At 60.1% G+C, this 13433-nt stretch carries 12 protein-coding genes and 1 pseudogene; 4 read left to right on the forward strand and 9 right to left on the reverse strand.

Going from position 1 to position 13433, the window contains the following annotated elements; all coding sequences use genetic code 11:
• Positions 1-437 precede the first annotated feature (437 nt).
• A pseudogene (locus tag H1204_RS22370) lies at positions 438-2000 on the forward strand (alkaline phosphatase family protein); the annotation flags it as partial.
• A 116-nt stretch (positions 2001-2116) separates the two neighbouring features.
• Here the strand turns inward: H1204_RS22370 and H1204_RS22375 are convergent.
• The gene (locus H1204_RS22375) at positions 2117-2311 is read right to left on the reverse strand and encodes a hypothetical protein (protein ID WP_180732935.1); all 195 of its coding nucleotides are present in this window, start codon (positions 2309-2311) and stop codon (positions 2117-2119) included.
• Positions 2312-2602: 291 nt separating this feature from the next.
• On the opposite strand from H1204_RS22375, the gene H1204_RS22380 reads away from it, so the two are divergent.
• A complete protein-coding gene (locus H1204_RS22380; RefSeq protein WP_007577962.1) occupies positions 2603-2806 on the forward strand; it encodes a cold-shock protein in 204 nt (67 codons plus the stop codon).
• 226 nt (positions 2807-3032) lie between these two features.
• On the opposite strand, the gene H1204_RS22385 is transcribed toward H1204_RS22380, so the two are convergent.
• The 8 genes from H1204_RS22385 to H1204_RS22420 form a co-directional block, all read right to left on the reverse strand.
• Positions 3033-3986 (reverse strand): DmsC/YnfH family molybdoenzyme membrane anchor subunit, encoded by a 954-nt coding sequence (locus H1204_RS22385; protein WP_180732937.1) that lies wholly within the window; start codon positions 3984-3986, stop codon positions 3033-3035.
• Positions 3987-4010: 24 nt separating this feature from the next.
• A complete protein-coding gene (locus H1204_RS22390; RefSeq protein WP_180732938.1) occupies positions 4011-4748 on the reverse strand; it encodes a 4Fe-4S dicluster domain-containing protein in 738 nt (245 codons plus the stop codon).
• 14 nt (positions 4749-4762) lie between these two features.
• Positions 4763-7714: a molybdopterin oxidoreductase family protein gene (locus tag H1204_RS22395; protein WP_180732940.1), complete on the reverse strand. Its 2952-nt coding sequence runs from the start codon at positions 7712-7714 to the stop codon at positions 4763-4765.
• 723 nt (positions 7715-8437) lie between these two features.
• Positions 8438-9406, reverse strand: coding sequence for an MBL fold metallo-hydrolase (locus H1204_RS22400; RefSeq protein WP_180732942.1), 969 nt, complete (start codon positions 9404-9406; stop codon positions 8438-8440).
• Between the two features lie 32 nt (positions 9407-9438).
• Positions 9439-10050 (reverse strand): glutathione transferase GstA, encoded by a 612-nt coding sequence (gene gstA, locus H1204_RS22405; RefSeq protein WP_180733265.1) that lies wholly within the window; start codon positions 10048-10050, stop codon positions 9439-9441.
• A gap of 130 nt (positions 10051-10180) precedes the next feature.
• Positions 10181-10582 carry a hypothetical protein gene (locus H1204_RS22410; protein WP_243468756.1) on the reverse strand — a complete coding sequence of 134 codons (402 nt, stop codon included), beginning with the start codon at positions 10580-10582 and terminating at the stop codon, positions 10181-10183.
• Positions 10583-10604: 22 nt separating this feature from the next.
• A complete protein-coding gene (locus H1204_RS22415) occupies positions 10605-11039 on the reverse strand; it encodes a hypothetical protein (protein ID WP_180732943.1) in 435 nt (144 codons plus the stop codon).
• Between the two features lie 14 nt (positions 11040-11053).
• Positions 11054-11590, reverse strand: coding sequence for a Tautomerase enzyme (locus H1204_RS22420; RefSeq protein WP_180732945.1), 537 nt, complete (start codon positions 11588-11590; stop codon positions 11054-11056).
• Between the two features lie 105 nt (positions 11591-11695).
• On the opposite strand from H1204_RS22420, the gene H1204_RS22425 reads away from it, so the two are divergent.
• Both H1204_RS22425 and H1204_RS22430 read left to right on the forward strand, forming a co-directional pair.
• Positions 11696-12733, forward strand: coding sequence for a helix-turn-helix domain-containing protein (locus H1204_RS22425; RefSeq protein WP_180732947.1), 1038 nt, complete (start codon positions 11696-11698; stop codon positions 12731-12733).
• Positions 12734-12944: 211 nt separating this feature from the next.
• Positions 12945-13427 carry a MarR family transcriptional regulator gene (locus H1204_RS22430; RefSeq protein ID WP_180732949.1) on the forward strand — a complete coding sequence of 161 codons (483 nt, stop codon included), beginning with the start codon at positions 12945-12947 and terminating at the stop codon, positions 13425-13427.
• Positions 13428-13433 lie beyond the last annotated feature (6 nt).

The following is a 13433-nucleotide window of genomic DNA, read 5'->3' on the forward strand; positions in this document are numbered from 1 at the left end:
CAATCCGCCTCGTGTATTCCGGTCACGCTGGCTTTGCGCATGTGCTCATCTAATTTGCCGATTTCGTCTGACGTATAGAACACCGCCCGGACGTCATTACTGGCAATAGTTCGCCCTATCTCTCGCCAAACGTCGCAATCGAAAATATCTCGTAAGGACTCTGACGTTCAGCATTCATACGCCGATGCTCTAATGACTTCGCTTTTGCGGAGTCCCCGCGAAGCCTCCCGCTCTGAGCGGCGCCAGTAATGCGATGGATAACTGAAGTGCCTGCCTTTGTGCGCCGCGATCATCCCCGCAAGATGAATTCCAACAAGGAGCCAGATATGCAATGGCGTCAGGCAGCACTTGGTTCGCTCACGGTCGCAGCATTTGCATCGACAATCGCATGGAGTGCCAGCGACGAGCACGGCAAGGACCGGCGGAGCGACACCCACACGGCAACACCCATCAAGCACCTGGTTGTGATCTATGGCGAGAACATCTCGTTCGACCACTACTTCGCAACCTACCCCCACGCCACCAACCCGTCCGGCGAACCGGCATTCCGCGCGCTGCCCGGCACGCCGGAGGTGAACGGTCTTTCGGGCGGGCTTCTGACCAACAACCCCAACGCCACGAATGCGGCCAACGGAACAAGCGCGGCCAACCCGTTCCGTCTGGACCGCACCCAGGCCGCCACCGCCGACCAGAACCATGCGTACACAGCCGAGCAGCAAGCGTATGACAACGGCGCGGCCGATCTCTTCCCTAAATACACCGGCAAGGGCACGACGGGCGGCGCAGGCGCCTTCGGGACGGCCGGTCAGGTTATGGGCTACTACGACGGCAATACGGTCACCGCGCTGTGGAACTATGCACAACGGTTCGCAATGAGCGACAACGCCTATACGTCGACTTACGGGCCGTCGACGCCGGGCGCGCTCGAAGTGGTCTCCGGCCAGACCAACGGCATGAAGGTTGTACTGACCACGAAGCAGCCTTCCGTTGCAGGCTCATACTATGTGAACGACGGGCAAGGCGGGTACACGATGATCAATGACGTCGACCCCGCTAACGACACCTGCTCCAGTACCACCGATACAGCGCTGATGGCCGGCAAAAATATCGGCGACCTGCTGAACGCACGCGACATTTCGTGGGGCGGCTTCATGGGCGGCTTCAACCTCGGCACGACGAACTCTAACGGCACCATGGGTTGCAAGCGCAGCACACTGTCCACCGTCGTCGGTTCTGCGACGGCCGACTATATTCCGCACCACAACTGGTTCCAGTACTACGCATCGACGGCAAATCCGAAACATTTGCGCCCGAGTTCCATCCGCGCGATTGGGCACAGCACGGCAAAAGACGGGAAAACGCCGGACCCAGCCAATCATCAATACGATACGGATGACTTCTTCGATACGGTGAATGCCGGCAACTTCCCGGCCGTGAGCTTCCTGAAGGCGCCGGCTTTCCAGGACGGCCACGCCGGGTATTCGGACCCACTCGACGAGCAGGCTTTCGTCACGAAGGTCGTCAACTTCCTGCAGCAGCAGAAGGAATGGGACGATACGGCCGTCATCGTTGCATGGGACGACTCCGATGGCTGGTACGACCATGCTTATGCGATGCCAACGAGCGCGTCTTATGACTCAGTTGCCGATCAGTTGAACGCGCCGGGCATTTGCGGCACGGGCTCGGCACACAATGGCGTACTGGGCAAACCCGTGAACGGCCGCTGCGGTCCTGGTACGCGTATTCCGTTCGTCGTGATCTCGCCGTGGGCCAAAGAAAACCATGTGGACCATACATTGATCGACCAGTCATCGGTGGTGCGATTCATCGAAGACAACTGGCTCGACGGTGAGCGTATCGGTGGCGGATCGTTCGATGCACATGCCGGCAGCATCATGGGCATGTTCGACTTCAACCGCCGCGGTGACGGCCACTCTCAGCGCAAGCTCTTCCTCGACCCCGCGACAGGTCTCCCCGTCGACACGCCGCCGAAGATTTGACGCCACGCGAGCACCGTCAGTCGATGCATGACGCATGCGCCCTTACCTGCTGACATGGCAGGGAGGGCACACTTCTTACGCCGCGTGGCTTCGAGGCACCCGACGGATATCCCTCGTCAATTGATAGAAGCAAGGTGACGAAGAAGAAACTCTCCGTCCTCCGTGATGCGAGGGCGTACTGCCCCGCCCGCAAGCCGCTCCAGCGCGACAAGCTGGCATTCGAGCAATGTACCAAGTTCTTCCCGATCGCCAATGTGATCGGCGGAATCCTTGATCAGCATCAATGTTGCAAATTCGTGGGCGCTGAGCACGGGATGTTCCTGATGCAAAGAGGGAAACGCTGGTCGTCAGGTTTGCCGTAACTGGCGTTCGGTGACGACCCACAACGGCGGATTCAATACCGAGGGCGAAAAGCTTAACGTCGAAATGTGACAGCATGAGGACGGCCGTTCTGGCGCTGAACACCCGGCGCAGATGCATATATGGTGACTGCTGATTGGCAGGTCCTATCCCGGCGTGGTAAAAAAGACTTCCGTCGTGGGCGGCCGCTCCGTCCCAGAACGCGATCGCGAATGCGACTTTCAACGTTTACAGGTTCAAAAATGGCAACTGGCACAGTGAAATGGTTTAACGATGCGAAGGGCTTTGGTTTCATCACGCCGGACGAAGGCGGCGAAGACCTGTTCGCCCACTTCTCCGAAATCAAGACTGAAGGCTTCAAGTCATTGCAGGAAAACCAGAAAGTAAGCTTCGAAGTGAAGATGGGACCGAAGGGCAAACAGGCGGCAAATATCAAGCCGGTGTAAGCGGCACTCGCATCATTCTGGCGCGTAACCCGCCCCGCGCGGGTTACGCGCACCGATATGAGCAGGACGGACAAGTGCTGCTCATGATCAATCACGTCACGCACAATCAGGCGACGACGGGCGCCGAGGTATTGTCACTGATCGGCGCAGAGACTGCCGGATTCTGGAACGCCTGCTCCGCAAGTGAGCGAGCGCACTGCCAATTCGGGCGAACAAAGTCCGCGCCCTACGCCTGCCGGTAGTAAAGATTCTGCGGATGGCGTGCTTCGGCAAAGAAAAACCACCGCTCGGCGACGAACCCCGCGTACTGAATCGCAGACGCCGAACACAACAGTGCGAACGAAAACCCGATCGACCGGACGCTGCCGCCGAATGCCACCAGAACGAATGGCACGATGAAACCGGCGACGATGAACGTCCACTTGATGCGCCTCAGCGTCTGCGGCGTCTTGCCATGAAAGAACTCACGCAGATTGAATGCGCCCGCAGTGAACCCACGCGATTTCTGCTCGACACGCGAAGCGCGAATACCCGTCGCGCTCTGCACCGTGGATTTCGGTCTGAGCCGCGCATTGCGTGCCAATGACGCGCCACGCGACACGCAACCCGCCAGCGTCAACACGCAGGCCGCCACCGCAAGCGGCGAGACGAGCACGGGCGCGAGCAGCGCAGCGCAGGCCGTCGCGAGCGTAAAGCCCGACGCGCAGCCGAGCAGCACGAAGTTGACCAGCGTGAGCGGCGTCGCCCACTCCTGCAGAAAACGCAGGCACGCGTAGATCATGCCCGTGCAGACGAACAGCAGCGCACTCGCGATCACGGCGATGAAGCCGATCGCGAGCGTGTACGGCGAACCCAACGCATGCGCAACACCATAAGCGAACGTGCAGGCAAGGAACGCAGGCAGGCACAGGCATTCGCGCGAGAGCCACGACGTACGCCACATCGCAATGGCCCGCCACGCGCGCTCGGGATGACCGAGATGGAAGAACGATGCGACGAGCCCCAACGCGCCAAGCAGACACGACAGCGCCGTGCCGACGATATAAAGAATCGGCGGCACGGCGGCTGCATCGCCGAGGCCCAATCGCAAAGCCGCTTCGACGCCGACCAGCGCGATCAGTAGCCCTTGCCCCGCCCCGATCAACGTCGTCAGGAACACCACTGAAAAAGCCGGATTCATGCCACTCTCCCTTGACGTACTGCTTCAGACGCGCGTCGCGATCGAAGCGAGATGAAGCTCGCCGCGTTCGACCTGCGTTTCGACGGATGCGATTTCGTCGCTTTCGGACGGTGTCTTGCGCGAACATGATCCGCCGCTGCACGCCGACACCTTCTGGCGTGGCAGATAATGATTCGCGGGCCGCGTGCCCCACTCCGGCATCAGCTGATAACCGCCCCGCTCGCGGATCGCCTTCGACACGACCGATTCCGGATCATGAATATCGCCAAACAGGCGCGCCGACGTCGGACACGCGAGCACGCACGCCGGCTTGCGATCTCGCTCAGGTAGCGCCTCGTTGTGGATACGGTCCACACAGAGCGTGCACTTGGTCATCTCCTTGCGCTTCTCGTCGATTTCGCGCGCGCCGTAGGGGCAAGCCCATGCGCAGTACTTGCAGCCGATGCATCGGTCATAATCGACCAGCACCAGGCCGTCTTCCTTGCGCTTGTAGCTTGCCCCGGTCGGACAGACGGGCACACACGGCGGGTCCTCGCAGTGCAGGCACGACTTCGGAAAATGAATGGTGTCCGTAAGCGGGAACTCGCCGGCTTCATAGGTCTGCACGCGGTTGAAGAACGTGCCGGACGGATCGGCGTCGTACGGACGAAAGTCCGCCAGACTGCCCGCCTCTCCCGACGTATTCCATTCCTTGCAGCTCGTCACGCACGCATGGCAACCCACGCAGACGTTCAGATCGATTACGAGCGCCATCTGTGTCATGTGATGCTCCCCGTTCAGTTGCGTTGCGTCGTCTTCCGTTGCACCGCTTTCAGCCGCGCCGCGAACTCGCCGCGACCCGCGAAATACGTCTGCACGATGCGATGGATCATCCCGCCCGACTCCGTGCCGACCATGCCGGGCATCGAGGCGGGCATCGGCGCGAACTGCGGCAAGGTATGGTCGGCGTCCGCCTCTGCCGGATAGATGCGTACGCGTACGTCGTACCAGGCGGCCTGCCCCGTCACAGGATCGGAATTCGACGTGCGGACGTGACGCGGGTCGTCGAGGGGAATTTCATCCGTGATGAGGTGATTCAGCAGGAATCCGCGTTGCGATTCGTTGGCATCGGGGCCGAGATTCCACGCACCCGCTGACTTGCCAATCGCATTCCACGTCCATACCGTGCCCGGCTCGACGGCCTCGCTGTACCGTGCCATGCAACGCACCTTGCCCCATTGCGATTCGACATAGATCCAGCCGCCGTCCTCGATGCCTTGCGCGGCGGCCGTGCGCGGATTCATGTACAGATAGTTCTCGCCGTGTATCTGGCGCAGCCACGCGTTCTGCGAGTCCCACGAGTGATACATCGCCATCGGACGCTGCGTAACGGCGGCGAGCGGAAAGCGCGCGTGATCGGTGGCGGCGTGTTCGAGCGGCGGATGCCAGCACGGTAGCGGATCGAAATACTGTGCGATGCGCGCGCGCAGATGCTCAGGCGGCTGCCGCCCTTGCGTCTTGCCCTGCGCGGCGAGCCTGAACTTCTGCATCACGTCCGAATACAGTGCGATCACGATCGGCGTATTGAACTTTCGAAAGCCCTTCTGGACCGCGAAATCCAGGTAGGGCCCGTTGCAGTTGCGCATGTACTGCAGCGTCTCGGGCAACGTGTAGTGATAAACGCAATTGTGCTTCGCGTACTCTTCCCACTGCTTCGGATTCGGCTCGCCGACGAGGGCATCCTTGCCGTCCTTTCCGCGCCAGCCGATCAGGAAGCCGACGCCCGACCCCGGCGCGGTCTGATGATTGATGATGAACTCGGGATAGCCGCGATACTTGCGCTCGCCGCCCGGTGTCGTGAAGGCCGGGAACTTCAGGCGGCTCGCCAGTTCGATGAGCACTTCCTGGAACGGCTTGCATTCGCCTGTTGGCGGCACGACGGGCACGCGCACGGAATCGACGGGTCCATCGAACTCGGAGATCGGACGGTCGAGCATCGACATCGCGTCATAACGTTCGAGGTACGTCGTGTCGGGCAGAATCAGATCGGCGAATGCCGTCATCTCCGACTGGAACGCATCGCAGACGACGATGAACGGAATCTTGTACCCACCGTCTTCATTGCGGTCCGCGAGCATCTTGCGGACCTCGACGGTGTTCATCGACGAGTTCCACGCCATATTGGCCATGAAGATCAGCAGCGTATCGATCGGGTATGGATCGCCGCGCCATGCGTTCGTGATCACGCTGTGCATCAGGCCATGCACGGCGAGCGGATATTCCCACGAGAATGCCTTGTCGATACGCACGGGCTCGCCGTTGTCGTGGATGAACAGGTCTTCGGGACCCGCGGGCCAGCCGAGCGGCCCGTTCGCGAGCGGCGTATTCGGCTTCACGTCGTCGGGGCTGCTTGGCGGTTTGGCCGACGGCGGCACCGCGCGCGGATACGGCGACTTGTGCCGAAAGCCGCCAGGCCTGTCGATGGTGCCGAGCAGCGACATCAGCACGGCCAGCGCGCGTATCGTCTGAAAGCCGTTTGAATGTCCGGCGAGGCCGCGCATCGCGTGGAAAGCGATCGGCGCGCCCGTCACGGTTTCATGCGTTTCACCCCAGGCATCGGTCCATTGGATCGGCAGCGTGATCTTCTGATCGCGCGAGACATCCGCCATTTCGCCCGCAAGACGCCGGATCGTTTCGGCCGGAATGCCGGTGATGTCCGATGCCCATTCCGGCGTGCAACCGGCAAGCTGTTCGCGCAGCAGCATGAACGACGGCGCGACGGGTGTGCCGTCCGCAAGCGCATAGCGCCCTTCGAGCGCCGGCCGCACACCCGGCGTGTGATGCAGCACTTCGCGCTGGCTGACAGGGTCCCACCACAGATGGTTCTGCGGGAACATCGCATTACACGCCTGTGCGTCGTCGTCGCACACGAACAGACCCTGCGTGTCGCTGTCTTCGCGCATGTCGAGCAGTTCGCCCGCATTCGTGTAGCGCTCCACGAACTCGCGATCATACGCATTGCTTTCGATCAGCTCACGCATCAGCGCCATGAACAACGCGCCATCCGTACCCGGATGGATCGGCACCCATTCGTCGGCGATCGCCGCGTAGCCGGTGCGCACCGGGTTGATCGCGATGAAGCGGCCGCCCGCCCGCTTGAACTTCGAGATCGCGATCTTGAGAGGATTCGAGTGATGGTCCTCGGCCGTGCCGATCATGAAGAAGAGCTTCGCGCGATCGAGGTCGGGGCCGCCGAATTCCCAGAACGAGCCGCCCATCGTATAGATCATGCCCGCCGCCATGTTGACCGAGCAGAAGCCGCCGTGGGCCGCGTAATTCGGCGTGCCGAACTGCTTCGCGAACAGCCCCGTCAACGCTTGCATCTGGTCGCGGCCGGTGAAGAGGGCAAATTTCTTCGGGTCGGTGGCGCGGATATGCGCGAGACGCTTTTCGAGCACGTCGAACGCGACCTCCCATGACACCGGCTCGAATTGAGCAGTGCCGCGCAATGCATCCGGCTTGCGCATCAGAGGCTGGGTGAGACGCGCGGGCGAATACTGCTTCATGATGCCCGACGAGCCTTTCGCGCAGATCACGCCCTGGTTGAGGGGATGCTCAGGATTGCCGTCGATATAACGCACCTCGCCGTCACGCAGATGCACGCGGATGCCGCATCGGCAGGCGCACATGTAGCAGGTCGTTGTCTTGACTTCCAGCTTCTCGTTTTGCGTGCGGGCTTTGTGCTCCATCCTTACCTCCCTCCAATCGCTCTTTGCCAACGAACTCACGCCATGAACAGCGAAACGTCGCTTGCCGGATTGCGTACCTCTCCATGCTATGAGCCATGTGAAGAAAAGAAAAATCGCCGTTTCGAATCCAAATCATCGCGGTAGCCGATAGATCACACGACGACATCGGCCGGCGCCCGCACGCGACCGCGAAGCCTTGCTGGGGGCAACTAGACGCTCATACGTCAACAAAAGTAAAGGAATGGTTGCTGATGGCGCCTCTTCCGGGTTGATGAAATGACGAGAGCGGCATCGCATCACCACCTGAAGAGAACGATCGATTCATTCTGAACACTATGCCTTTCCGAACTTGAAGACCAGCATAAAAAGGCTGTTGCGTCACGGCAGATTGTATTCACGCCCAATACTTTCGTGCAGGCCCCGCGCATGCGGTTTTCGCGCCCCTTTGATGGCAGACAGCCGGGTATCGGGATGTGGGCCGCACAGCGCGGCGATTCATTGAATGCGACTCGGGCGTGCCTGACCGAACGCGTTGGCATGCATGCCCCCGTCGAAGAGTGGCCGATGCAATTCGTTTGGAGAATGGTTTTGCGTCGCGGTTTGCACGCGACAAGATCATCGGTGATAACAGGTGAAGTGATGGCCTGCAATGGCGAGATGGCCTGCCCAGGTTGCCTGCCTCTCCAGGAAAACGGCCGGCGCAGTTGCGCGTAAGCTCCCTGGTCAAAGAAAGAAGCGCTTCCCTACCGCCGACGATACGACACGATCCCCAAACCGTGTTGACAGTGAACTCATTGCCCGCCAGCCAGTGCAATGCGCGGCGGCGATCACCCCAAGATTGAACTCTTCTAACGCTTCGACAGTGTCAGGAATGATACTTTCTGTTGCCCCCGACAAATGGAAGCCCCCTAGTACTCCGTAGATCGGGACGTCAGGGAAACGATTGCGTGCATGAGTCAATACGTTGATGAGACCTGCGTGCGAACAGGCTGTAAAAACAAACAAACCCTTGTTGGCGATATTCACCGCAACAAATCGTTCATCCACGAGGAGTTCGTCCAACTCCCATTTGCCGTCAGGACCCAGCCTGTGCTGGCCAGGCATACCTCGCTCGAAGCGAGTCACGCGCGGAATTTCTCCGCTAACGTAGAATGAATTCGACAGAACCGACTGTTCAACTCTCGTAATAACCAGTTCTGCACCGTTACCGGCAAGCACCTGCTGCCCTGGAATATCCTCCATCGGCATCATGCGGCCCTGCGGATTCCTGACCGCTCGCGATGCGAACATTTCCGGATGTAGATAGGTTGAGACGGGCTTTCCACCGTTTGCCAAAGTTATCATCTGCAGTGCCCGTGGCATCGCTGCAGCATGATCCCAATGTCCATGTGACAGCACCATCGCGCCGACCTTGCCGAGGTCGAGGCCGAGCCTGACGACGTTACGTTCGAATACCCAATCGTCAGGCCCCGTGTCAAACAGAAGTGAGTGCGACGTGTCTCCAATTCGGGCGGTAATCAGGCAAGACAGGCCGTGAGCGGCGCAGCAAAGACATTTGCCACCAAGCCATTTCATCCCGCGCTGCCAGGCCCCGGCAACCTCTGTTTCCACATACTTTGGATTTGATGAAAGGTTATCGGTCACGTTATCGACTATGACCGTAATCTCCAGGCTGTCGATTGGCTCAATCATCTCTGCCTCCTTGTGCCTTTGTCTCCACCCGATCAGTCCCGCAGCAAACCTTCCGCCAGAAGTGCTTCCCGAACTTGCGGGCGGCCAGCCACCCGTTGCTGAAACGCAGTGATAGCTGGTAGCCGCGATAAATCGAGGCCGACGTGCCTTGCCCAATTCGTTACTGTGAAAAGATAGGCGTCGGCTGCCGAGAATTGCTCTCCCAGCAACCATTGCTGGGACGTCAGTGATCGCTCGATGAATGCATAGTATTTGAAGAGTACTTCTTGCTTTGCGCTGCGGATCAGTTCGGGCGTCGCGGGATTGAAGAGCGGGGCATAATTCGTGTGCAAATCAGAATTGATGAAACCAAGCCATTCCTGCAGACGATACCGTGACATCGCCCCATTGCGAGGAACGAGATCGCGTTCTGGCTTCGAGTCCGCGAGGAACTGGATGATTGCAGGACCTTCGGTAAGAAAACTCCCGTCGTCCAGTTCGAGCACTGGCACGTTTCCCTTTGGATTAATGGTTAGAAAGTCGATTCCAACTTGTGTGCGCTTCGACGAAAAGTCGACCTTTACGAGTTCAATTGCGATACCGGCTTCGCGCGCGACGATATGTGACGCAAGCGAGCATGCACCCGGCGAGTAATAAAGTTTCACGTTTGACCCTGACAAGGAATTAGAACAATAAAACAATTGCGCCGCGATCGATCCCACCATAAACGTCACGCGCGTCAGACGGTGACGGGCCATAGGACGCCATGAGCAGTCCGCGCCCGCGCAGCGCTTTCTACTGTGGGGAAGGCGGATTCAAAAGCTTGCCCAACGGCTTCAATGGGCCTATCGGGAAGAGCGAGAATGTCATCAAGTGCGCTTTCCCCAAGGGAAGTGCCTCAAGCATTTCATGCGCTTGATTCATGTCCGTAACGTTCAGGATGAATGCCACCCCAGCCCGGTCTTGCAGTGAATACCACTGGTCAATCTTGCCCTCAAGGTAGAGCTGCGCCGTCTCGCGCACTTCGGTCGGAAGAATGTGTTGGACAGTTTGCATGTCCGTGCCCGGCGGAAAGGTGCCGATCGCCAATACCTTCGTGGTTGGCGTGGTTGGCATCGGAGTGGTTTGCGACATGGCGACTCCAGCAGAAGCGACCAGCACAGAGGCTGTTGTCAAATTGAGAAGAAGGCGTTTCATCACGCGGCCTCCAACACCGCAGTCAGACGGATGCAGCATTTAGCGCTGCAGCTTCTGGTCCCGTCAGATAACAGTTGCGGAAGCGCTCATCGACGCGCTCCCCCATCAGCTTCGAAAACAGCAGCGCTGCGTTGAGCGGGCGATGATTAATGACCACGGAATCCGTCTCGCCCTGCTCGTTCATATGCGCGACGACCACCGTTTCGATCGGCACGCTCTGGATCTGCGAACGATAGGATTCCATGTACAAACCGTTGCCGACCTCGCCCTTGTAGCTGTGATGCTGGAACTCGTAAAGCGAGACCGCGTGCTTGATCACGGAGAGAATATCGGCGCGTCCTTCGATTGGACGCTTCAGGACGGTGGCTTCGAGCGTCGCGTTTTCGGCGAGCCTCGCCAGCCAGAGCGGCGGACCGCCGGCGGGCGCCAGCACGGGGGCTGTGTCGTTGAATTTCATGCTGGGCGCTCCTGTTACGGTTTGCTCGTCGTGCCTGCGCTAGCGGCATCGAGCGCGGCTTCGAGCGTGATGCGCGCCTTTTCGAGGCGGCGTCGCGCGAGGCGTTCAGCGCCCGCATCGCGCTCAGACTCGCCCGCCAGCAGCGCATGAATATCGGGCAGCGTCCAGATCGCGCCGCGCGTCCCCCAGGCGCCATCCGGAATCTCGGTCGGGAAGACCCAGACGCGCGGCGCGACGTCATCGAAGGGCCGGTTCTCCGCGCGCGCCACCGCTTCTGTCACGTTTCTGACCAGCGAGCGACGCGATTCGTCGGTGTATTGACCTTCAGGTGCCGACGGAATGATGCGGTAGCGTATCGTGTTCGTGCGTTCGCCGCCGATGTAGATCGCAGCAGGCCGATGAAGATGGAACACGGTGACACGCTGTGCAATCGGATTGGCGGGGTCGTATCCTTCCGCCTTGATGAGGATGTCGGTCAGTTCCTTGACGAGGCGCGCTTCGGCCTCGGGCGTCAAGGCGTCTTCGGGCCACAGTGCATCGATCATTGGCATGGTGCTGCTCCTGCTTTCGGTTCATTGGATGTGGCCATGATCGGGGTTTACTCGTGCGGCCGGAAGTGGCAGTATCGCCATTATTCATGGAATTTCAGACACGCAATGGCTATCGTCCGCATCTGGGTTTATGACGGCATCCTCGCCTCCGGCGTCGCGGGTCCTGTAGACGTCTTCAGCGCGGCCAATCAGTTCCATGCGCGCAAGGCTGCACCGGGCACGACATCAGCGCCCGTGTTTGCATGGCGCGTGGAATCGCTCGACGGGCAACCCGTCACGGCTGCGTCGGGCCAGACCATTCACGTCGACGGCAAGATCGACCCGCGCAAACGGGCGGACGCCGTTCTGCTGACGGCACCGTTTTTCTCGAACATCGACGAGTTCATCGGGCGCCGCGAGCAGTTGAACGCGCTGTCTTCTGCACTGCGACGTCAACGCAAGGCAGGTGCCGTGCTGGCGGCTTATTGCACAGCCAACTACCTGCTCGCCGAGGCGGGTCTGCTGGATGGCCGCGCCGCTACGACGCACTGGGCGAGAGCCGCGGACTTTGCGCGCCGCTATCCGCGTGTCGAAGTTCGCGCACAGGAACTGCTGATCGCGCAAGACGGCATCATCTCGGGCGGTTCCGTGACGTCGTATCTGAATCTCGCGGTGCGGCTCGTCGAAACGTTCGCCGGCGAAGAACTCGCCACGATGACCGCGAAGGCGCTGTTGATCGACATGAACCGGACTTCGCAGGCTTCCTTCGCAACGCTTCTCGACGAACACGGGCACACCGACACACTCGTCGCGCGCGCCCAGCAGGAGATGGAGGCTACGTTGCAGCAGGGATTCCGGTTGAGCGATCTGGCGGCGTCGCTGGCTGTCAGCGAACGCACGCTCAATCGCCGTTTCAAGGAAGCCGTCGGACTCGCACCGTTGACGTATCTGCAGAATCTGCGCATCGAGGTCGCGAAACGCTTGCTGGAAACGCGGCCAATTGGGCTCGAAGCGGTGAGCGAGCGGGTCGGTTATGGCGACATCAGCACGTTTCGGCAATTGTTCAAGCGCAAGACCGGATTGTCGCCGAGTGAATATCAAATACGGTTCTCGCGTGCTGCGGTTGAGAATATAGAAGCCGAGTCAGGCGGCAACGACGATTGAAACCTCGCGGCATCACACCGTCGCCCTCGACATTTCCCTCCTCGCCCCACACCTTCCCTTTGTATCCCAACGTATCTGCAAACAGATAGAGATACGCACGCTTACACACAGCCAACTCTCGGACACGAGCCGGATACGTTGATCCGCTCAAATACGCCCATCGCGAGCAGAACGCCGCGCCGGAAAAATTGGGCTTGCCGAGGTAGTGCATATGCAACACGAGTCGAACGGAACTGTTGAACTGGATCGCACTGCGGATGAACCGCTGAGCAGCCAGATCGCGCGCAATTGTCTGCTGACACGCGCCCGGCAGATCTCCCGCGTCCTGACCTGCCTCTATGACGATGTGTTGCGCCCGTTCGGCATCGTGGCGCCGCAGTTCTCACTGCTCGTACTGATCGCCGAGCTCGGGCCTCTTAGCCGCTCAGATCTGAGCCGGCGGAATCATCACGAGCGCTCGACGCTGACAAGGAATCTGCAGCCGCTGATCGCGCACGGCTGGGTTGCCGAGGGCGTCCCGGCAAGCGATGGCCGAAGCCGCCCTCTCTCGCTCACCCACGAAGGCAAGGCGCTGCTCAAGCACGCCGCGGGGGCATGGTCGGCTGCACAGAGTCACGCGACGCACCTCCTCGGCGAAGGTGGCGCCCATGAGCTCATCCATATCGCGCGCAAATTGCCGCTGCGCAAGGTCTGAAGTTTT

It is taken from the genome of Paraburkholderia sp. PGU19 (genome assembly GCF_013426915.1).
GTDB lineage: Bacteria > Pseudomonadota > Gammaproteobacteria > Burkholderiales > Burkholderiaceae > Paraburkholderia.

Excerpts from the sequence above, each read along its gene's own strand:
- H1204_RS22380 (WP_007577962.1), top strand. The coding sequence starts at position 2,603 with ATGGCAACTGGCACAGTGAAATGGTTTAACGATGCGAAGGGCTTTGGT.
- H1204_RS22385 (WP_180732937.1), bottom strand. The coding sequence starts at position 3,986 with ATGAATCCGGCTTTTTCAGTGGTGTTCCTGACGACGTTGATCGGGGCG.
- H1204_RS22390 (WP_180732938.1), bottom strand. The coding sequence starts at position 4,748 with ATGACACAGATGGCGCTCGTAATCGATCTGAACGTCTGCGTGGGTTGC.
- H1204_RS22395 (WP_180732940.1), bottom strand. The coding sequence starts at position 7,714 with ATGGAGCACAAAGCCCGCACGCAAAACGAGAAGCTGGAAGTCAAGACA.
- H1204_RS22400 (WP_180732942.1), bottom strand. The coding sequence starts at position 9,406 with ATGATTGAGCCAATCGACAGCCTGGAGATTACGGTCATAGTCGATAAC.
- H1204_RS22410 (WP_243468756.1), bottom strand. The coding sequence starts at position 10,582 with ATGAAACGCCTTCTTCTCAATTTGACAACAGCCTCTGTGCTGGTCGCT.
- H1204_RS22415 (WP_180732943.1), bottom strand. The coding sequence starts at position 11,039 with ATGAAATTCAACGACACAGCCCCCGTGCTGGCGCCCGCCGGCGGTCCG.
- H1204_RS22420 (WP_180732945.1), bottom strand. The coding sequence starts at position 11,590 with ATGCCAATGATCGATGCACTGTGGCCCGAAGACGCCTTGACGCCCGAG.
- H1204_RS22425 (WP_180732947.1), top strand. The coding sequence starts at position 11,696 with ATGGCTATCGTCCGCATCTGGGTTTATGACGGCATCCTCGCCTCCGGC.
- H1204_RS22430 (WP_180732949.1), top strand. The coding sequence starts at position 12,945 with ATGCAACACGAGTCGAACGGAACTGTTGAACTGGATCGCACTGCGGAT.